Genomic DNA, 19,234 nt, shown 5'->3' on the forward strand with positions numbered 1-19,234 from the left:
CTAAATGACTGACCCAATTCTAAAACTTGCGCAGATCGGAAAGGCCTATGGTTCCGTAGATGCGGCCAAGGATATCAATCTCGACGTCGCACCCGGCGAGTTTGTGACCTTTCTCGGCCCGTCTGGATCCGGTAAGACAACGACTCTGATGATGGTGGCGGGATTTACCGAACCCACCGAGGGCCACATCAGCCTTCAGGGCAAGGCCCTTGATCCGATACCGGTGTGGAAGCGTGACATTGGCATGGTGTTTCAACACTATGCTCTGTTTCCTCATATGACTGTTGCACAGAACGTGGCCTTTCCCCTCGAGATGCGTGGAGTCGCCAAGGCAGACCGCCGCACTAAGGTCAACGAGGCGCTTGAAATGGTGGGCCTGGCCGGTTTCGGTGCGCGACTTCCCAAGGAACTGTCCGGTGGGCAACAGCAACGTGTTGCATTGGCGCGAGCGATGGTTTTCAAGCCAAAGCTTTTGCTGATGGATGAGCCGCTGGGCGCACTAGACAAGAAATTGCGAGAGCACATGCAAATCGAGATCATGCATCTGCACAAGAACCTCGGCGCGACAGTGCTCTATGTCACACATGATCAAGAAGAAGCCTTGGTGATGTCCGACCGGATCGCGGTTTTCAACAATGGTCGGATCGAACAGATCGGAACGCCGCGCGAGCTCTATGAGGCCCCCCAGACCAAGTTTGTAGCCGACTTTATCGGTGAAACGAACTTCCTCAGCGGAAAAATTGAAAAATCTGACGGCGCTACGGCTTTGGTGCGTGGCTTGCGGGGCGCGATTGGCGAGGGATTGTCGGACGGTGCCGCAGCCGTCCTAGCCATTCGCCCGGAGCGCTTGCGCGTCCGGCCGGCGGACGCCCAGACCTCCTATGACAACGCACTACAAGGGACGGTGAAAGAGTTGATCTACCTGGGGCAATCCCGCAAAGCCATCGTCGCGTTGAATGATGGCACCGAGGTGACGGTTCTGGAACAGGCCGCGCAAGCCGAGGCTACCCAACTTAAGATAGGTAGTGAAGCGGACATCGTTTTCCGTACTCAGGACGCGAGGATTCTGGCGGATGTTTGAGCCTAAACCCGAGGTGGGGTTAAACTTTCGCGACGAAGGAAGCGGCCCGCCGGTTTTGCTCATACACGGCGTCGGTGCCGATCTCGAAAGCTGGGATGGTGTGCTGTCTCACCTTGCGTCCAAGCGCCGTATAATACGTTACGATCAGCGCGGTCATGGTGCGTCCCGACGAACTCCGGGGCCTTACAACCTTAGCGAGCTTGGGGAAGATGCGCTTGCACTGCTCGATCATCTCAGGATTGACCGTGTTGCTGTGGTGGGGTTTTCACTTGGCGGGCTTGTGGCGCAGTATCTCGCCCTCACTCATCCTGAACGGGTCCAGTGTCTGACGTTAATTTCAACGGTCGCCGGGCGCACAGCCGAAGAGCAAGAACGGGTCAATAAGCGCGCCGATATTCTTGCGCAGAGCGGAGCTGTCGCCCATCTCGCCAATGCTGTGGACCGCTGGTTTACGCCCGAGTTTGTGGCTGCCAATCCCGATGTGCTTGAGGAGCGGCGACAGAAATCTCTTCAGAATGATCCAAATTGTTATGTCGCAGCATACCGCGTGCTGGCTCAAAGCGATCTGGGACAGGAATTACACCGTGTTACCGTGCCAACGCTAATCATAACCGGTGAAAACGATATCGGTTCATCGCCTCGTATGGCTGACTTCATCCACTCACAGATTGCTGGGTCCGAAATACATATTTTGCCCCGGCTGAAACACTCGGTTTTGCTTGAGGCCCCCGATCAGATCGCGGCCTTGGTGGGGCCGTTCCTTACAAGATTTTGCTCCAACTCTCCCACAAAGGCTGAGAATACATGACACCTGAAGTTCGTAAGTACGTGGCGTTTGTCGAAGACACGCTGATTGAAGGCACCAAACCCGCCGCGACACCTTTGCGTATGGCTGGCGTTGCCGCCGTGTTGAGCAATCCGTGGGCCGGCCGGTTCGTGGAGGATCTGCGTCCTGAAATCCACGCCTTCGCCCCAGTACTTGGTAAAGAGATGGTGGGGAGACTGATGCCATTGGTTGGTGGGGGCTATAACGTCCAAGCTTTCGGTAAGTCCGCCATCGTGGGAGTAAATGGTGAAATTGAGCACGGTTCTGCTCTTATTCACACGCTAAGGTTTGGAAATTTCCTGAGAGATGCTGTCCAAAGTAGCGAATTCATTCCCTTTTCTAACAAACGAGGCGGGCCGGGGAATTCGATCACCATGCCCCTTAAACATATCACCGAGGGCGGCGCGCGGTCGCATTTCCTGACGCTTGAATTCAACATTGCTGATGCACCAGGGCCGGATGAGATCCTGATTGCAATTGGTGTTGCAACCGGGGGCAGGCCGCACCATCGGATCGGGGATCGTTATCAAGACATGGAAGAGTTGGCGCATGACCAGACTGTAAAGCCATTGTAACGGGCTACGTTGTCCCGCTCAAATGTCAGCGCCCGGCGGATCAGGCCGGCGTTGGTTTCAGGGTCTTTTCAAACGCTGCCAAACTGCGATCGAGCTCGTTGCCGCGCATCTCTGGACCGATGCCAATCCCCACGATTTCCACCGCGTCCTTGCCGGTGAAACCCTGCGGCAATTGCCCGATGACCGCCCGTGTCCCAACAACCTGCAAGGAAAGCCAGATGGTGGGGTCTGCGGCCGACTGGACGATGCCCTTGATCCGGAAGAAATGCTGTTGGAGGATTCTTGTGAGCTCTAGCAGGGCATCGCGTGTCATCGGGTCGCGGCCGCTGTAGTGCCAGTGATGATAATCGGGATGCTTGTGTTGCCCTGCCTTGGCCTCCGGGCGGGTCGGTCTGTCTGAATTTCCAAACAAAAGCGCGGGCGAGACGCGGCTCTGGACGGTGGCCAGCGTCGCGGCATAGGGCGCGGCAACCGAGAACTCTTTTAGAAGCGCGTCCAGCGCTTCTTTGGTCACCAGGTCTGATTTGTTCAAGAGAACCAGATCGCTTGTCGCGGCATGGTCGATGAGCATTTCGACCTCGGCATAGTCGCGCTGTCCAAAACATCCCGCATCGACGATATAGAGGGCGGTTTCGAGCCGCACATGATTGGCCGCTTCCAGCGCCGATAGGGACGCCTCGAGCGCGCGCGGATCTGCCACGCCGCTTGCTTCGATCAGGATGGCATCGGGCCGGTCCTGTCGTTTCGACATCTCGGCGACCGAACCGACGAATTCATCGTTCAAGGTGCAGCAGACACATCCGTTTGAGAAGGATATGCGGTCGTCTTCGATGGTTTCGACCAATTGCAGGTCGATATTGATCGCCCCGAAATCATTCACGAACACGACATAGCGCCGCCCGTTCGCTTGGCTCAGCAGGTGATTGATCAAGGTTGTCTTGCCCGATCCAAGAAATCCGCCAACCGTTGCCAGCGGGATGGGGATTGGACTCTTGTCATTCACCATAGACGCGCTCTCCGGCGAGCCAGGTGGAAGAGATCGGAATTTCGCCAAGACGGTCGCCTTCGGTCTCCAACGGGTTCGCGCCGAGAATGACCAGATCGGCATGTTTGCCCGGTGTGATCGACCCGAGCTGATCTTCCATCCCAATGTGATAGGCCGCGTCAATCGTCACGGATTTCAACGCCGTTTCGATGTCGAGCCGCTCTCCCTCGCCAAGGCAGCGCCCATCGGCCGCCCGGCGCGTCACCGCAGCCTGCATGAGATCGAGCGCCGAGGCGTCGGTCATCGGGGTGTCGGCATGCAGCGAGATCCGCATCCCTTCGGCGACGGCCGACCCGGCCGGCATGTAATGGGCGGCGCGTTCGGGGCCGAACAGGGCATCTTCGATCGGGGCGCCCCAATGGGTGATGTGGTTGATGAAAAAGCTGCATTGCACGCCCAGATCGCGCGCCCGCCGGATCTGGTCACGCCGCATCAGGGCGCAATGTTCCAGCCGAAAGCGGTGATCAGGGCGCGGCATCTCTTCGAGCAATGTTTCGACGAGGTCGAGGACCATGTCGATGGTCCGGTCGCCCTGTGTGTGCACCGTCATCTGCCAGCCGGCCGAGAAATATTCTCGGACCATGCGTTCGAAATACTCCTGGGGATAGTTTGGCCCGCCGGTGTGACCGGGTTTGAGATCCATCCGCTCAAGCGTGATCTCATTCGACAGGTAAGGTTCGGTCAGCCAGATATTCCCGATGAACGGAGAGCCGTCGGCATGGATCTTGACCCCCGCCATCCAGAGGCGGTCATCCGCATCGGTGAGCTTTTCAACCCGCATATCGGGTGTCGTCGCTTGCTGGTAACAGGCCACCCTCGGCAAGGGCAGCTTTTGGGTCAGCGCCGCCATATAGCTCGCCTTGTAGAACGGCATGTAGAGGTGTTCGGTCACCGTGGTGATGCCATTGGCCACAAAGGCGCGTATCTGCTGCTCGACCTCCTCGGCGAGGCGACGCGCGCCCCAGGCCTCATAGAAACTCTCGAGGGCGGTCCATGTCACGGCTTCGGCAATCTTGCCGGTGGGCACGCCATTTTCATCGCGCTCGATGATGGATCCGGTCGGTGTCGGTGTGGTTTCGTCAATCCCGCAGGCATTGAAGCCCGCAGAATTGAGAAAGAGAGCATGGCAGTTCGATGTCTGTATTCCCAATGGATTGTCGGGCGCGAGCGCGTCAAGAAAGGCCCGCGTCGGGGCCTCCATATCCGGGTGTAGCTGGGCATCCAGCCCAAAGAACAGGAGATGCTCGCCAGGGTCGGCAACCGCGACCCGACGTTTGATCTTGCCGATCAATGCGGCATAGGTCGGGACAATGTTGGCCCGGACATCCACCACCGGCGCGCCCCGTGTCTTGGCGGCCCAAATGGGATGGGAATGCGCCTCGATAAAGCCCGGAAGCAGTGTCTGCCCCGCGAGATCGTGCTTTACTGTCGCTTTGTCGGCGCGGGGCTGAATGTCCGCCAAATCTCCGACCGCGACGATCTTGCCGCAGGAAATCAGCACGGCCTCTGGGGCGGGATATTTGAGATCCTGCGTGACGATGGTCCCGCCATAAAACAATGTCCCGCTCATGATTGTGCGACTGCCTTGTAACTGTCGCGCAGCTCGCCGGCCTTGACCTGAGACGCCACGAAATCCTCATTCGAGAACAGAGGAATGACCTTGTGATAGCGCGCCATGCCCGTCGCCTCGGCAAGATGCATATTGGCGGCCACGGTGGCCATGTCCGGCATCTCGTAGATGAACAACATGTCATATTCGCCGCAGGTGCCAAAGGCGTGCAGCAGACGCCCGCCCATGGCCGCCACGGCATTGCGCGACACCTCGGCGCGGTCGCTTGCCTGGTCGAGCATCTCGGCCTTTCGTTCGTTTTCGTATTTGATGAGCATTGCAACGGTGACGGTCATGATTTCTTTCCTTTTCCTTGAATGATGCGATCGAGGATCATCGCGCAGAACAGAATGGCGATGCCGGCCAGAATGCCCTGTCCCTCGGAGGCGTATTGCAGTGCCTCAAGAACGTCCTCGCCGAGCCCCTTGGCCCCGATGAGAGAGGCGATGACCACCATCGCCAAGCTCAGCAGAATGGTTTGGTTGATCCCGGCCATGATCGACGGCGCGGCCAGCGGCAGGTCGACTTTCCACAGCAGGTAGGTGCGTGAGGCGCCAAAGGCCATCGCGGCCTCTCGCACTGTTTCCGGCACGCCGCGCAGACCAAGAACCGTGAGGCGCACCACCGGCGTCCCGCCAAAGATCATAGTGGCGACAATCGCCGCGGGCTTGCCCGTGCCGAAAAAGGCGATGACCGGGATGAGATAAACGAAGGCCGGCATGGTCTGCATGAAATCGAGAACCGGCCGCACAAAGGTATAGAGCCTTGGATTGCGGGCACAGAGCACCCCAAGCGGTATCCCGAGCGAGATCGAGATGAAGGCTGCGGTCCCGAGAAGCGCCAGGGTCTGCATGCTTTTTTCCCAGAACCCGAGATAGCCCAGATAGGCCAGGGCGGCGGTCGAGAAGATCGCCCCGCGCCAGCCTGCCGAGAGGCCGGTCAGCAGGATGACAAAGCCGCCCATCACGGGCCAAGGGGTTTCCACAAAGAGCGTCTCAAGCGTATCGAGAACCGCGCTGATGACCTGCACCAAGCCGTCAAAGAACCATTCGGTGCTCAGAGCGGTTTCGCGCATCCAGTCCTTGATGAGCGTCGCGACACTGCTCTGAACGGAGGGGTCCGCCGGAAAGCTCTGCAGGGCCGGGATCTGCTCTGGAAAGCCGAGTTTGAAGGCGCAGGTGAGATAGGTCGCAAGCGCCAGACCCGATGCCAGAAGGATCGTCGGCGCTGTGAGCCCTGCCTTGAGCGAGGGCTGCGACCGCCAGCGGACATAGCGCGCCCGCAGCGCAGGATTGGCGAGCAATCCCTGACCCAGCTTCACCACCAGCAACAGCACAATGCCGAACAGGATAAGGGCGAGGGCCTCATTCCGCGCGGCCTCGGCCTGCAGCCGGATCGACTGCACAGCGCCTTCCAGCGACGCAATCGCGGATTTGAAAGTCTCGACCTTGTCGGGCGCGTTCTCCATGGCGTCGCTGAGCTGCTCCCGCCGCATCGCGAGGGTTTTCTCGATCCCCTCCAGCCGCGCGAGGATCGGCGCGCCAAGATCGCCCCAGATGCCGCGAGCGATCTGAACGATTGCGATCGTTTCCAAGACGACAAAGACGAGAAACAGCGCCCAGAGGTGTCGCATGCCGAACCAGACCGCACCGAGCCCAGCGGCGGCCCAGTTGAAGGTGAGGACCGTCTTCTCGCTGTCTCCGATCTTGCGGAACCGAGATTGGTAGTAATCGCTGCTCGTCTTCACAAAGGCGCGAACGGCATCGCGCGGCAGTGGATCATTGGTGGTCTGTGTCATCCGTCATTTGTCCCGTGAATAATGCCTGCCAGAAGATCGTTCTTGCTGATCATCCCGAGCGGCTCGCCATTTGGCCGATCAATCACGAGCGGCGCATCATGTTCGACCGACGCCATGATCAGCTCTTTCAAAGTGGCGGTTTCAGGCATGCGAAGCGCATTCGGCGGGATCGCTCCGGCAGGGCCATCGAGGGGCGACACCAAGGAATGCGCTCGGATCAGATTGATGCGCGAGATGCCCGCGACGAAATCCGCGACATAGCTGTCTGCGGGCTCCATGATGATTTGTTCCGGCGTGCCGGTCTGGACGATCTCGCCATTGCGCATGACGGCGATGTGGTCGCCGATGCGCACGGCCTCATCCAGATCATGCGTGATGAACACCGTGGTCTTGCCCATTTGACTGGCCAGGGCGATGAACTCGTCCTGCAATTGGCGCCGGATCAGCGGGTCGAGCGCGCTGAACGGTTCGTCCATGAGGAGAACCTTGGCGTCGGCGGCAATGGCGCGGGCCAGACCGACCCGTTGTTGCATGCCACCCGACAGCTCATGCGCATATTTGTCGCCCCATTGCGACAGCTCGACCAGATCGAGCGCGTTCTGCGCTGCCTGCCATCTGGCATTCTGCGCCACGCCCCTGATTTCGAGCGGCATTGCGACATTGTCGCGGACCGAGCGATGCGGCATCAATCCAAAGTCTTGGAAAACCATCGCAATCTTGCGATTGCGCATGTCGGCCAACTCCTTGGGGCGAAGAGCGGTGACATCCTGCCCATCCACGATCACCTGACCGGCCGTGGGCTCCAACAGGCGGTTGATATGCCTGACGAGCGTGGATTTGCCGCTTCCCGACAGGCCCATCACGCAAAAGATTTCGCCTTTCTTCACCTGAAAGCTGGCGTCGGCCACGCCCACCACGCAATCAAATTCGTCGAGGACCTCGGCTTTGGTCAGCTTGCGCTCGCGCACGGCCTGCATGGCCTCCTGCGAGCGATGCCCGAAAATCTTCCAGACGTTTCGCAGATCAATCATCACGTCGGAGGCGCTGCCGGCTGTGTCGAACATATCAAATCCTTCCCTTGGGCCTGGGGGGCGCAGATGCTGCGCCCCACCTTCCGTCACAGCCCCAGCCAACCATCGACGCGGTCACTGTTTGCGGCGATCCACTCCCGCGCGACCTCCTGGCCGTCACGTTGCTTGACCACAATTTCGTTGGTGAACTCGTTGACGGTGTCGACATCCATCGCGATGTTCTTGAGGAACTCCGCCACCATCGGCGCACGGGTCTCCAGGCTTTTGGAATAGCCGACATGGATGGATTTATCCTGGGCCCCCACGGTGATTGAGGATTTCTCGAACCACTCAGGATCTTCGTTCGGATTGACCATCGTATATTTCGCTGGGTCGTAGGGCGGCTCTTCCAACTGCACCATGTCGAACACGAACCAGTTGTAATGCGGGGCATAGCAGTAAAAGACAAAGCCCTCGCCCTTGGCGATCGCATCAGAGATCGACGCGGTAGCGACCTCTTCTTCGGCGACGATTTCTTCGAAGAAGTTGGAGATCCCGTAATCACGGGCTTTGACCTTGTTCTGGTTGGTCGAGGTCCAGCCGGGCGCCCCGAGCCAGATTTCGCCCATACCATCGCCATCACGATCCATCGCGGCCGCCGCCTCTGGCGTGGCGAGATCAAAGACGCTTTTGATCCCATGCTTCTCGGCAAATTCGCGCGGGGCACAGAATGCGGAAAAACCTGTGTAGCCATGATCGCTCAGGGCCACAGTGCCGTTTTGATCGACATATTCCTTTGTGAAGTTCTCCTGATTCGGCATCCAGACATCGGGATGCACATCAATCTCGCCCTTGCCGCGATCCATCCCGGCAAAGATCACCGCATTGCCGCCGGGGACGATCTCTACCTGACCGCCCAGCCGGTCCTCGATCACCGTAGAAATAAGTGCTGCCATCGCGCGCCCACTTGCCCAGTTGGGCTCGGCCACGCGGACCAGATCCTGTGCCACGGCACTCGCCGCTGTGGCCAGACTTAACGCCCCCGCCAAGAGGCCTGTTTTTACCAGTTTCATAATGAGCTCCCTGTTGTTTGTTAATTACTGACATGTTACCAAGCATTGTTGACATGTCAAGAATTGCGATTGTCGTGTTGTGAAATGTCAGGCTATATTGACGACCCGTAGGGTGGAGAGAACATGTCGGAAAACGAGTTGAAGGCCGGTACAGAGCCCCCATTGATGCAGCGCGAAGAGGCGTATTTCTCGCTCGAGCGCTTGATCGTCACCGGAGAGTTGGCGCCGGGCACCTGGGTGTCTGAAACCGACCTGATGAAAGCTTCAGGGCATAGCCGCGCCTCTGTCAGATCCGCAGTGCAGCGATTGCAGGACCAAGGGCTTATTCACACGGTTCCCAGACGCGGTGCCCAAATTTGCCCAATAGATATCACCTTGCAGTTTCGCGCCCAAGAGCTGCGCCGCGAAGTCGAGGGTCTCTTGGCCCGCTGCGCAGCCGCGCGGGCAACAGATGAGCAACGTGCACAGTTTCTGGATATTTCACGAAAATTCGAAGGCCATGCCGAAAGCCGGGACGCGATTGCGATGATGGATCTCGATATCGAACATCATTCGCTGCTCGGCATCGCCGCCGACAACAGCTTTGCGATGAAGGCCATGCAGTCGGTCAAGGGGGTCTCGCGCCGCTTCTGGCTGCTTCATTACAAGAAGCATGGCGATATTCGGGCCATGGCAATGGCCCATGCCCGCGTCGCCGGGGCCATCGCCGACGCCAATCCCGAAGACGCGGAGAGGGCGGTAGAGCGTCTGGTGGATTATGTTGAAAAATTCACACTCAAGGTCGTGGGCTTTGAGGGCGGCAAGTGATCCATTCGGGGCGCACCGCAGACACGGCACGCCCCGAAGCATCCCTTCGGATCAGGTGACGACGAAACCGCGACCGACCGGGTCCGTCTCGTCGATGAGCCATTTGGCATAGCCCGTGACCTTGGCGGTGCCTTTGACGGTGGGGATCACCGCGCGCACCCCGTTGAGGTCGGTTTCGCCGATCAGTTCACCTTCGAACCGGCCAATACCCAGAAGACCTTCCGAGCGGATGACCTCACCCATCTTCATCGCGCCACGACGTTCGAAATAGGCCATCATCATCGAGGTTCCGGTGCCACCGGGCGAGCGGTCGAGCTTGCCATCGGAAAAGACATGCACATTGCGATAGAGGCTGTCCGGGTGATCCGGCTCTTGCCAGAAGGTGGTAAAGTTCAGCCCCTTGATCTGGCTCTCGGTGGGATGCTGGACCGTCATCTTGGCGTTGATCTGGTCTTTGACCATCACGCCCATCTCAGAGAGCATCTTGCCGTTCTCCGGTCCGATCGGACGGTTCGGATAGGGCCATTTCAGAACCGCGAAGAAATTGCCGCCAAAGCAAATGTCGCAAGTCACTTCGCCCACCTCGGGAAGCGTGACGGGCACATCGGCCTCGAGCACGAAGGCGGGAACGTTCTGGAACCGGGTCCAGGCGACCTGACCGTTCTCGAACCCGACCTCGGAGGTCACCGGCCCCGGAGGTGTCTCAAAGCGGATCTTGGCCACATCCGTATCACCGCTATGCACCATCCCATGCGCGATCATCGCCATCGACAGGGCGATGGTGCCATGGCCGCACATCTCCATGAAATCATCCCCGTCACACCAGAGCATGCCAGCGTCGAACTCCGGGCTGGAGGGCGGCGTCACGAACACGCCGACCATGTCGTGATGCCCGCGCGGTTCCCGCAAGAGCCCGGTGCGCACATAATCGTAATTCTCGCGGATAAAGTCGCGTTTGCCCCGAATGTCGAGCCCATGCGGATAGGGGATCGCATCAGGCGGGATGATGCAGGTCGGTTCGCCATCCGTATGCGTATAGATAACGTCGATAAAGCGATTCTTGTTCATCATGAGTGGTGGCCTTCTTTCGTCAAAAACACAGGTCAGAGTCCCAGGGCGCGCGGCACCGACAGGACAAGGATTTCGGGGAACAGGATCACGGCCAGCAGGACCAGCAGCATGACCCCGATAAAGGGCAGGTTGGCGCGGGTGAGCGACAGCATGTCGACCTTGGCAATCGCCGAGGTGATGAACAGCGCGGCCCCGACCGGCGGGGTCTGCTGGCCGATGCCCCAGCACAGAACCACGACCATGCCGAAATGCACCGGGTCGATGCCCAGCATTTCCGTGGCCGGGAAGAACAGCGGCACGATGATAAAGATCATCGCAATACCGTCGAGAAAGGTGCCCGCCACGATCATGATCACGCTGAGCAGGATCAGGAACATCACCGGCGACATCTCGAGCTCGGCCAGCGGGCGCAGGATGCTGTCCGCGAGCTGTTCATAGGTGAAGGCAAAGCCCATCACATGGGCGGCAGCAGTGACGAGCATGACCGCCCCGCTGAGCACGGCCGCTTCGCAAAGCGTCTGATAGAGCAGCGCGGGCGTCAGTGTGCGATAGTAGAACATGCCCACCGCCGCGCCATAGACCACCGCCACGGCCGAGGCTTCGGTCGGCGTAAAGATACCGCCCAAAATACCGCCGAGGATAATCGCCGGCATCAAGAGCGCCGGCAGCGCCTTCACAAAGGCCGACCCGGCGCGACGCAGCGCGAACTTCTCTTCCACCGGATAGCCGGCACGGATCGAGATGAGCCAGGCCACAAAGATCAGGGCGAGCCCAAGAACGACCCCGGAAATCAGCCCCGCGGCAAACAGCGCGCCGGTGGATATGCCGAGATAGGCCCCGAGAATGACCATTGGAACGCTTGGCGGAATGATGATCCCGATGGTCGATGAGGCGGCCGTGACGGCCCCGGTAAAGGCCCGCGAATAGCCGCGTTTCACCATCGGATCGATGATCATGCCGCCCACGGCGGCGGTGTCGGACATGGACGTGCCGCTCATCCCGGCAAAGAACATCGAGGTCACGACATTCACCGCCGCCAGACCGCCGCGCATCTGCCCGACGAGCGTTTTGGCAAAGGCCACGAGATGACCGGAAATGCCGCTCCGGCTCATGATCTGACCAGCCAGAATAAAGAGCGGCACAGCCAGCAGCGGAAAGCTCTGAACGCCGCGATAGAGGCGCTGCGCCACGATCAGCTGATCAACATCGGCCATCCAGAAGATGCCAACGGCAATCGCGATCAGGGCAACGGCAATGGGCACACCAAAGCCGATGAGACCGAGAAGGATGCAAAGCGCGAGAAGAAGGGTCATCGTTCAGATCTCCCCGGATTGGTTCGGACGCGGATCAGCCTCACTGCCCTGAAACAGGCGGATCGCGCCGACGCCCATCAGCCAGATGGCATCGAGCAGGATCAGCCCGCCTGCCACCGGGATCGCGGCGTAATACCAGGCGGTCGAGATTTCGAGCACGGTCGTGGTCTGATCGGCAAAGCGCATCACCTGCCGCCCGCCATGCCACAGCATGATCCAGCCCAGCATCGCAATCAGCACCTGATTGAAGAGAAAACTGACCCCGCGCAGGGGGCGTGGCAGCCGGTCGACCAGCAAGGTCACCTTGAGATGGGCGCCTTTCCTGAGGGCCAGATAGGCCCCCAGAAACGTGATATAGGTCAGCAGAGCAAGGGAGAGCTCGAAGCTCCAGCTCAGCGCGGAGTCCAGCGCATAGCGATAGATGACCGCGACAAAGGCCACGCCAACCGCTGCGACGAGCAGACCGGCAATGATGGCTTCCAGTATTCGATTGATCATGGCGTAAGCCTCGTTGTCCCTTGGTCGAGCGGATTATTCAGGGCGCTCGGCCTTGATCAGCTCAATCAGCTCCTGCGCCACGGCACCTTGTTCGCCGGCCCACTCGTCCCAGATGGGCTGCGAGGCGGCGGTAAAGGCGGCCACGTCTGCCTCGTTCACCTGCATGCCCTGCTCCTTGAGGAAATCGACGATTTCCTGATCCGCCTGCGTGCCGAGTTCGACCGAATAGGCTTCGGCCGCGTCACCGGCCTGCATCACGGCCTGCTGCTGCTCTTCGCTCAGCGATTGGAACTTGTCTTCGCTGATCAGGAGATAGGTCACCGTATAGAGGTGGTTGGTCAGCGAAAGATATTCCTGCACCTCGTAGAACCGCTGGGATTTGGCCCAGATCACGGGGTTTTCCTGGCCGTCGAACACGCCGGTTTGCAGCGCCGAGTAAAGCTCGCTGAATGGCAGCGGCGAGGCGTTGGCACCATAGGCGTTAAAGATCTTGATCCGCAGCGCGCTGCCCGGTGTGCGCATCTTTACGCCCTCGAGATCCGACGGCGTGTTGATCGGGCGCACATTGTTGGTGATCTGACGGAACCCGCCTTCGAGAAAGGCCACAGGCCGCAGCCCCTTGGCCACCAGCATCGCCTCGATCTTGTCGCCAGCCTCGCCGTCGAGCGCCCGCGCCACATGCTCACGGCCCGAGAAGATATAGGGCAGGGCGGTCGCCCCGAGTTCAGGCACGACCGAGGTGATCGGCGTTTCGATCGTCGCCATATCCAAGAGGCCGGTCTGCATCGCTTCGAGCGAGCTTTCCTGATCGCCCAGCGCGCTATTGGCGAAAAGCTTGATATCGACCGCGCCGCCGGTCAGCTCGTTCAGCGTCTGGTCGAACCGCTCCACCGATTTATAGGCGATCGAGTCTTCGTTCCCCGGCATATTGGCCCGGAACACCGCGTCCTGCGCCATCGCCGCACCCGCGCCGAGCGCGGAGATCGCGACGGCAAAACAAGTTGTTTTCCAAGTGTTGATCATGGTCTTGCTCCCTATTGTTTGATTTTTTGCATGCGTCATATGGCCTAGCAGGATAGACAGGCCGTCGAATGGTTAATAGGATATTTCAGACAGCTTATTGCACAAAGTGGACATGACTGTTGGAAATCATGCGCGCCCGCCCCGTGCCGAGCCTGACCGCCTTTCAAAGCGGCACCCAGAAACTTCGGGTCGGCGTCGTGGTCCTCGACAATTTCACGCTCAATGCCTTCTCCGGCTTCGTGGACGCCTTGCGACTGGCCGCGGACACCGGGGGCCGCTCGCGGCAGATCGAATGCGGCTGGGTCATCATGGGCAAGGGCCCCGTCCGCGCCAGTTGCGGCCTGTCCATCTCGCCCGATGCCTTGCCGGTCGATCCGCGCCGCTTTGATTACGTGGCCGTGGCCGGGGGCAATGATTATCCCACCCGTGTGCAGCCTGCCTGGCTCACCGAATATCTCTGGGAGGCGGACAAGCTCGGCATCCCGCTGATCGGGCTCTGCACCGGGACGTTCAACATCGCGCGTGCCGGGCTGATGGATGGCCGAACTGCCTGCGTGCATTGGAACGTGCATGAGTATTTTGCCGAGCAATTCCCCAAGGTCGAGGCAATCTCGGACCGCATCTTTCTCGATGTGGGCGATCGGATCACCTGCGCCGGCTCCACCGGATCGCAGGATCTGGCCTTGCATCTGATCAATCGCCATTGCGGGGCGGAAAAGGCGCAGCAAAGCCTGCGGCATATGGTCTTGAACGACCGGCGCGACGCCTCTTCGCCACAGGCGCATTTCGCATCAGAGATCCGCGACTTGCGCGACCCCATCGTGCGCCGCTGCGCCACCATCATGGAGCAAAATCTCGACACGCCGTTCCTGACCGAAAGCCTCGCAGAGGAGGTCGGGCTCAGCTCGCGCCAATTGTCGCGCCGCTTTCAGGCCAGCCTCGGCATGACCCCGTCCCGCTATTTCAGATCGCTGCGTGTCCGCTATGGTGCCTGGCGTCTGGTTCATTCCACCGCCCCGGTCTCCACCATCGCGGCCGAAGTGGGCTTTGTTGACGCCTCGCATTTTCAGCGCGAATTTGCCAAGCAATACCAAATGACCCCGGCGAAATATCGCAAATCGCCCGGCGCCTCGCTGGTTGCGGCGAAGATCTGAGCGACGAGGTGAAGAGCGCTCGCGAGAGCTAGCACTCCTCTGGCGCACCGGCTCTAAAAATCTTCGGCGCGCGCATCGTCCTGACCCGTTTCGAGGAACCGCCGCACCACTGGCGGGATCAGGCGGCTGTCTGCGGGGTAAAAGCCGCAGGTTCGCAAGAGGTCTCGGGGCGAATGATAGGCCTTCATGCGTTTCCACACGACATTGGAGGCATAGGGGGATCGGCGGGGCAGGGAGGCAAGAAAGGACATCTTGCCAAAGAGGTAATCCTTGTTCTGGCGATGCGGCAGAACAAGCGAGGTCATGGAAAAGGCCCCCTGATTCATCGCCTCGAAATCCACCACAAAGAGCCGATCCGCATGCAGCGCCGCCTTGCCGTCACAGCGCGTATAGCGGCGGGTGAGGCCAGAGCTCTTGGGGATGGTTTCAATGAGGCGCGAGTAGACCATGCCCGACCGCTCATCGAGAAAGATGGCGTTGACGACAATCTGGCCGGGGGCGGCAGGCGAGAGAAAGAAAACCTGATACGCGCCCAGATACCTCCGCAAATGCGCGAAATCACCGGGGAAGGCCTCGGCAAAAGGATCGTCATCAACTTTGCGGCGCGCGGGATACTGCGCGGCGCGATGGGATTTCAACGCCTCGAGCGGGCCGCCAAGCATCTCTTCTTCCACCCCGAAATAGGTGGCGATGCGCCGCAGATTGTTGGGGGACGGGACGCTCCGCCCGGACAGGTATTTGCTGAACTGCTGGTGATTGATCCCGATATCCCGGCAGACCTTGGCGACGGAGGGTTTGTCAGCGCAAAGATAGCGAAGGTTTTCCGGCAGGGGAGAGGCAGGGTCTGGCATGGGGGTCGTCATCTCCAAAGCGCTTAAACTCGCTTACAGTAGGTGTAGATGGCTCAATTGTGAACGGATGTTCTTTAGCCGATCTTGCCACCAAAACCAGATTCGGGAGACAAGGACATGAAGACGAGCCAGATCAATCCGCAGCCCCTGACCTCGGCCATCGCGACGCCGTCGCGGCGCGGCCTCCTGCGGGGCGCTCTCGCCTCGGGGGTGATGCTTGGCCTTGGGGCGGGGTTCGCCAACCGCGCCGCCGCCGCGCCAAAGAAGGGCGGCTCGCTGATCGCAGGTCTGGGCCATGGGGCGACCACCGACACGCTGGACCCGGCGCGGACCGAAGCGGGGTTTCTCATTCCGCTCGCAATGGGGATGCATGGCTTTCTCACCGAGATCGACACCCAGAGCGACGTGACCCCGTCGCTCGCCGAAAGCTGGGAGGCCAGCCCTGACGCCCGTCAATGGATATTTACCCTGCGCAAAGGGGTCGAATTCCACAACGGCAAGCCTGTCACGGCAGAGGATGTCGTCGCCTCAATCAACTACCACCGGGGCGAGGATACGAAATCGGCGGGTGCTCCGCTGGTGGCCGGGATCGAAAACATCCAGGCGGACGGATCGGGGACGGTCCTGATAGAGCTGTCCTCGGGCAATGCCGATTTTCCGGCTGTGCTGAGCGATTATCACTTCCCCGTTCTGCCCTCTCAGGATGGCGCGGTAGATTGGAAATCGGGGATCGGTTGCGGCGCCTACAAGCTCGAAGAGTTCAACCCAGGCATCTCGGCGCGGCTCACACGGTTTGAGAACCATTGGAACGATCAGGTCGGCCATGTGGATGAGTGGACGCTGCTCGTCTTGCTGGACACCAACGCCCGCATGAGCGCGGCGATGACCGGTGACGCCGATCTGATTGACAAGGTTGACCTCAAGACCGCCAATCTCATGGGCAGAAAGCCGGGGATGTCCTTACACACGGTCGCCGGCACCCAGCATTACACCTTCCCAATGCTCACCAATGCGTCGCCTCTTGACGACAACAATGTCCGTCAAGCATTGAAATACGCCATCAACCGCGAAGAGTTGGTGGAAAAGATCCTCTTTGGCTATGGCGCCGTCGGCAATGATCATCCGATCGGGCGCGGGCAGCGGTTTTTCAACGAGACGCTTGAACAGAAAACCTTTGATCCCGACCGGGCCAAGCATTTCCTCAAACAGGCCGGCGTCGACGATCTCCGTGTGCGCCTGTCGGCCTCGGATGCGGCCTTCCCCGGGGCCATCGACGCCAGCCTCCTGATCCAGAACTCGGCCAAACAATGCGGGATCACCGTCGAGGTTTCGCGCGAGCCTAATGATGGGTATTGGTCCGATGTCTGGCAAAAGAAACCCTGGTGCGCGAGCTATATGGCTGGCCGCCCGATCGAAGATCTGATGTTCTCGCTGGCCTATAAATCGGGCGTGGCCTGGAACGAGGCCTTCTGGTCCCACGAGCGCTTTGATCAGCTGCTGACAGAGGCCCGCGCCGAATTGGATGAGGCAAAGCGGCGCGAGATGTATCACGAGATGCAGGATATCGTCGCCAATCAAGGGGCGGTCGCCATTCCCATGTTTGCCAATTACGTCTTTGCCACCGGAGAGACCGTCGGCACGCCGGATCAATTCGCTTCGAACCTCGATCTCGATGGATCGCGCTTTATGGAACGCTGGTGGCGGGCATAATGCGCTTGCGGGTGTGAAACATAGGGCATGCCGGTCGCATCCGGCGCGCCCAAACTTTGTTCATGTATCGTAAGGGACTTTGCGCATGCGCTTATTCATGGCGACGCTGTCGACCGAGACGAACACGTTTTCCCCAATGCCCACGGGTCTGAGCGGGTTTGAGGATTTCTACCTGCGCCATGGCACCGCCACGCAAGATCCCCCCAACCTGATGACAGAGGCTCTGCATCTTTGGCGGGCCAAGGCCGAGGCATTGGGCTGGGAAGTCGTCGAAAGCCTGGCCGCCATCGCCGAGCCCGCCGGCCTGACGGTTGCCGGGACCTACGACCGGCTCAAGGCTGAAATCCTCGGGGATCTGACTGCGGCTGGAGGGGCCGATATCATCCTGCTGCAATTGCATGGCGCCATGGTGGCCGAACATGTGGAGGATTGCGAAGGAGATCTTTTGCAGGCACTTCGCGGCCTTTACCCGGACGCGATCATTGGCGTGGCCCTCGATCTGCATTGCCATCTGACCGAACGGATGCGCGCCGCGAGCGATCTGATGATCTGCTTCAAGGAATACCCGCACGACGACGCCACGCCGCGCGCGGAAGAGCTCTTTGACATGTCTTTGCGGCTCAGCCGGAAAGACATTCAGCCTGTCATGCGTATCTATGATTGCAAGATGCTGGGTCTTTTCCTGACCAAGCAGGGCGAGATGCAGAATGTGGTCCAAGAGATGAACGCGCTGGAGCGGGAACCCGGCATCCTTTCCGTGTCGCTCTCACATGGGTTCCCTTGGGCGGATGTCGCCGACGTCGGGGCGCGTGTCTTGGTGATCACAGACGCTGATCCAGAACTGGCCAGCCGCGTCGCAGAACAGTTCGGCCGGTCCTTTGTCGCGCGCAGAGACGCGGTGACCACAGACTACCCAAGCATTGAAACCGTGCTGGCGGAGCTGACACCGCAGGGCGCGGCTCCGGTGGTTCTCGCGGATATGGGGGATAATTCAGGGGCTGGCGCGCCTGGCGATGCAACCTTCTTGCTGCGCGCGATGCTCGAGCATGGTTTCGACAATTTCGCGAGCGGCCTCTTTTGGGATCCGATCGCCGTGCGCCTCTGTCAGGATGCCGGCGAAGGCGCGCAGCTTCAGCTTCGGATCGGCGGCAAGCTCGGCCGTGAGTCAGGCCAGCCGCTCGACATTGAGGCGAAGGTCATGGCCATTCGCAGTGGCCTCGGACAGCATCTTGGCCCCGGTCTGGAACCGCTCGGCACGATGGTCTGGCTCAAGCTGGCCGGGGATGTTGATCTCGTCATCAACGATCTGCGCACGCAGGTTTACCACCCCGAAGCGTTTGAACAGCTGGGGATTGATCTCGCCCGCAAATCCGTCGTCGCGGTAAAATCTACCTTCCATTTCTACGCGCCCTTCGCCCGCATCGCCTCGAAGGTCATACAGATCGGTTCGCCCGGTGGCTCCTGTCCCGATTTTGGCCGCTTTACCTATACCCGAGGTGGGCAAGACTGCTGGCCTCAGGTGTTAGAGGCGTTGGAGTGACCTCCAAGGAGGATAAGGGAGCGGGTACGGTAGGGCTTTTATCCTTCAAGATGACTCAAATTCATGATGCCAAACTTGACTTTAAAAACGAGAATCGGGCCATATTCGAATTTCCGTACCGCACGATATTTCCATAAGAAAGCGAAAGTCATTAATTTGGGGCATGGTTAAAAGGTAAGCGACGTCTGCACCTCACCCTGGATCAGCTTGACGGCATGTAGTTCCAGGGCAGGAGCTCGTCGATCCGGCT

Annotated in this window: 18 protein-coding genes; 7 read left to right on the plus strand and 11 right to left on the minus strand. The window is 59.7% G+C overall.

Annotated features, from left to right (window positions below):
• Positions 1-4: 4 nt before the first annotated feature.
• The 3 genes from WA237_RS18155 to WA237_RS18165 are packed head-to-tail and all read left to right on the plus strand — an operon-like array spanning position 5 to position 2,482.
• Entirely contained in the window at positions 5-1,081 is a 1,077-nt protein-coding gene (locus WA237_RS18155) for an ABC transporter ATP-binding protein (protein WP_336099380.1), read from the plus strand.
• The gene (locus WA237_RS18160; RefSeq protein ID WP_336099381.1) at positions 1,074-1,889 is read left to right on the plus strand and encodes an alpha/beta fold hydrolase; all 816 of its coding nucleotides are present in this window, start codon (positions 1,074-1,076) and stop codon (positions 1,887-1,889) included. The genes WA237_RS18155 and WA237_RS18160 overlap by 8 nt, the downstream gene beginning before the upstream one ends.
• Positions 1,886-2,482 carry an amino acid synthesis family protein gene (locus WA237_RS18165; protein ID WP_336099382.1) on the plus strand — a complete coding sequence of 199 codons (597 nt, stop codon included), beginning with the start codon at positions 1,886-1,888 and terminating at the stop codon, positions 2,480-2,482. The genes WA237_RS18160 and WA237_RS18165 overlap by 4 nt, the downstream gene beginning before the upstream one ends.
• Before the next feature lie 40 nt (positions 2,483-2,522).
• Here the strand turns inward: WA237_RS18165 and WA237_RS18170 are convergent, their stop codons facing one another.
• From WA237_RS18170 to WA237_RS18195, 6 genes are read right to left on the minus strand one after another with little or no spacing between them, the layout of a single operon-like run.
• The gene (locus WA237_RS18170; RefSeq protein ID WP_336099383.1) at positions 2,523-3,488 is read right to left on the minus strand and encodes a CobW family GTP-binding protein; all 966 of its coding nucleotides are present in this window, start codon (positions 3,486-3,488) and stop codon (positions 2,523-2,525) included.
• Positions 3,478-5,097: an amidohydrolase gene (locus tag WA237_RS18175; RefSeq protein WP_336099385.1), complete on the minus strand. Its 1,620-nt coding sequence runs from the start codon at positions 5,095-5,097 to the stop codon at positions 3,478-3,480. The genes WA237_RS18170 and WA237_RS18175 overlap by 11 nt, the downstream gene beginning before the upstream one ends.
• Complete coding sequence (locus tag WA237_RS18180; protein ID WP_073034615.1) at positions 5,094-5,432, minus strand: GYD domain-containing protein; 339 nt, start codon at positions 5,430-5,432, stop codon at positions 5,094-5,096. Before WA237_RS18180 ends, WA237_RS18175 begins: the two co-directional genes overlap by 4 nt.
• Positions 5,429-6,934, minus strand: a complete 1,506-nt coding sequence (locus WA237_RS18185) for an ABC transporter permease (protein ID WP_336099387.1) — start codon at positions 6,932-6,934, stop codon at positions 5,429-5,431. Before WA237_RS18185 ends, WA237_RS18180 begins: the two co-directional genes overlap by 4 nt.
• The gene (locus WA237_RS18190; protein WP_336099388.1) at positions 6,931-7,998 is read right to left on the minus strand and encodes a quaternary amine ABC transporter ATP-binding protein; all 1,068 of its coding nucleotides are present in this window, start codon (positions 7,996-7,998) and stop codon (positions 6,931-6,933) included. Before WA237_RS18190 ends, WA237_RS18185 begins: the two co-directional genes overlap by 4 nt.
• A 53-nt stretch (positions 7,999-8,051) precedes the next feature.
• A complete protein-coding gene (locus tag WA237_RS18195) occupies positions 8,052-9,017 on the minus strand; it encodes an ABC transporter substrate-binding protein (protein ID WP_336099390.1) in 966 nt (321 codons plus the stop codon).
• A gap of 123 nt (positions 9,018-9,140) precedes the next feature.
• On the opposite strand from WA237_RS18195, the gene WA237_RS18200 reads away from it, so the two are divergent.
• Positions 9,141-9,824: a GntR family transcriptional regulator gene (locus tag WA237_RS18200; RefSeq protein WP_336099391.1), complete on the plus strand. Its 684-nt coding sequence runs from the start codon at positions 9,141-9,143 to the stop codon at positions 9,822-9,824.
• Positions 9,825-9,875: 51 nt separating this feature from the next.
• Here the strand turns inward: WA237_RS18200 and WA237_RS18205 are convergent, their stop codons facing one another.
• The 4 genes from WA237_RS18205 to WA237_RS18220 are packed head-to-tail and all read right to left on the minus strand — an operon-like array spanning position 9,876 to position 13,729.
• A complete protein-coding gene (locus tag WA237_RS18205; RefSeq protein WP_246557873.1) occupies positions 9,876-10,895 on the minus strand; it encodes a proline racemase family protein in 1,020 nt (339 codons plus the stop codon).
• A gap of 32 nt (positions 10,896-10,927) precedes the next feature.
• Complete coding sequence (locus WA237_RS18210; protein ID WP_216016712.1) at positions 10,928-12,208, minus strand: TRAP transporter large permease; 1,281 nt, start codon at positions 12,206-12,208, stop codon at positions 10,928-10,930.
• 3 nt (positions 12,209-12,211) lie between these two features.
• Positions 12,212-12,706, minus strand: coding sequence for a TRAP transporter small permease (locus WA237_RS18215; RefSeq protein WP_336099393.1), 495 nt, complete (start codon positions 12,704-12,706; stop codon positions 12,212-12,214).
• Between the two features lie 33 nt (positions 12,707-12,739).
• Entirely contained in the window at positions 12,740-13,729 is a 990-nt protein-coding gene (locus WA237_RS18220) for a TRAP transporter substrate-binding protein (RefSeq protein WP_336099394.1), read from the minus strand.
• A 128-nt stretch (positions 13,730-13,857) separates the two neighbouring features.
• Here WA237_RS18220 and WA237_RS18225 point away from each other — a divergent pair, with 128 nt between their 5' ends.
• Complete coding sequence (locus tag WA237_RS18225) at positions 13,858-14,883, plus strand: GlxA family transcriptional regulator (protein WP_336099405.1); 1,026 nt, start codon at positions 13,858-13,860, stop codon at positions 14,881-14,883.
• Between the two features lie 53 nt (positions 14,884-14,936).
• Here the strand turns inward: WA237_RS18225 and WA237_RS18230 are convergent, their stop codons facing one another.
• Complete coding sequence (locus tag WA237_RS18230; protein ID WP_336099395.1) at positions 14,937-15,734, minus strand: helix-turn-helix domain-containing protein; 798 nt, start codon at positions 15,732-15,734, stop codon at positions 14,937-14,939.
• Positions 15,735-15,851: 117 nt separating this feature from the next.
• On the opposite strand from WA237_RS18230, the gene WA237_RS18235 reads away from it, so the two are divergent.
• Both WA237_RS18235 and WA237_RS18240 read left to right on the plus strand, forming a co-directional pair.
• Positions 15,852-17,444 (plus strand): ABC transporter substrate-binding protein, encoded by a 1,593-nt coding sequence (locus WA237_RS18235; RefSeq protein ID WP_336099397.1) that lies wholly within the window; start codon positions 15,852-15,854, stop codon positions 17,442-17,444.
• An 85-nt stretch (positions 17,445-17,529) separates the two neighbouring features.
• A complete protein-coding gene (locus WA237_RS18240) occupies positions 17,530-18,984 on the plus strand; it encodes a M81 family metallopeptidase (RefSeq protein WP_336099399.1) in 1,455 nt (484 codons plus the stop codon).
• Positions 18,985-19,234 lie beyond the last annotated feature (250 nt).

Source organism: Roseovarius sp. CH_XMU1461 (assembly GCF_037027165.1).
Classification (GTDB): Bacteria; Pseudomonadota; Alphaproteobacteria; order Rhodobacterales; family Rhodobacteraceae; genus Roseovarius; species Roseovarius nubinhibens.

Excerpts from the sequence above, each read along its gene's own strand:
- WA237_RS18155 (WP_336099380.1), top strand. The coding sequence starts at position 5 with ATGACTGACCCAATTCTAAAACTTGCGCAGATCGGAAAGGCCTATGGT.
- WA237_RS18160 (WP_336099381.1), top strand. The coding sequence starts at position 1,074 with ATGTTTGAGCCTAAACCCGAGGTGGGGTTAAACTTTCGCGACGAAGGA.
- WA237_RS18165 (WP_336099382.1), top strand. The coding sequence starts at position 1,886 with ATGACACCTGAAGTTCGTAAGTACGTGGCGTTTGTCGAAGACACGCTG.
- WA237_RS18170 (WP_336099383.1), bottom strand. The coding sequence starts at position 3,488 with ATGGTGAATGACAAGAGTCCAATCCCCATCCCGCTGGCAACGGTTGGC.
- WA237_RS18175 (WP_336099385.1), bottom strand. The coding sequence starts at position 5,097 with ATGAGCGGGACATTGTTTTATGGCGGGACCATCGTCACGCAGGATCTC.
- WA237_RS18180 (WP_073034615.1), bottom strand. The coding sequence starts at position 5,432 with ATGACCGTCACCGTTGCAATGCTCATCAAATACGAAAACGAACGAAAG.
- WA237_RS18185 (WP_336099387.1), bottom strand. The coding sequence starts at position 6,934 with ATGACACAGACCACCAATGATCCACTGCCGCGCGATGCCGTTCGCGCC.
- WA237_RS18190 (WP_336099388.1), bottom strand. The coding sequence starts at position 7,998 with ATGTTCGACACAGCCGGCAGCGCCTCCGACGTGATGATTGATCTGCGA.
- WA237_RS18195 (WP_336099390.1), bottom strand. The coding sequence starts at position 9,017 with ATGAAACTGGTAAAAACAGGCCTCTTGGCGGGGGCGTTAAGTCTGGCC.
- WA237_RS18200 (WP_336099391.1), top strand. The coding sequence starts at position 9,141 with ATGTCGGAAAACGAGTTGAAGGCCGGTACAGAGCCCCCATTGATGCAG.
- WA237_RS18205 (WP_246557873.1), bottom strand. The coding sequence starts at position 10,895 with ATGATGAACAAGAATCGCTTTATCGACGTTATCTATACGCATACGGAT.
- WA237_RS18210 (WP_216016712.1), bottom strand. The coding sequence starts at position 12,208 with ATGACCCTTCTTCTCGCGCTTTGCATCCTTCTCGGTCTCATCGGCTTT.
- WA237_RS18215 (WP_336099393.1), bottom strand. The coding sequence starts at position 12,706 with ATGATCAATCGAATACTGGAAGCCATCATTGCCGGTCTGCTCGTCGCA.
- WA237_RS18220 (WP_336099394.1), bottom strand. The coding sequence starts at position 13,729 with ATGATCAACACTTGGAAAACAACTTGTTTTGCCGTCGCGATCTCCGCG.
- WA237_RS18225 (WP_336099405.1), top strand. The coding sequence starts at position 13,858 with ATGCGCGCCCGCCCCGTGCCGAGCCTGACCGCCTTTCAAAGCGGCACC.
- WA237_RS18230 (WP_336099395.1), bottom strand. The coding sequence starts at position 15,734 with ATGCCAGACCCTGCCTCTCCCCTGCCGGAAAACCTTCGCTATCTTTGC.
- WA237_RS18235 (WP_336099397.1), top strand. The coding sequence starts at position 15,852 with ATGAAGACGAGCCAGATCAATCCGCAGCCCCTGACCTCGGCCATCGCG.
- WA237_RS18240 (WP_336099399.1), top strand. The coding sequence starts at position 17,530 with ATGCGCTTATTCATGGCGACGCTGTCGACCGAGACGAACACGTTTTCC.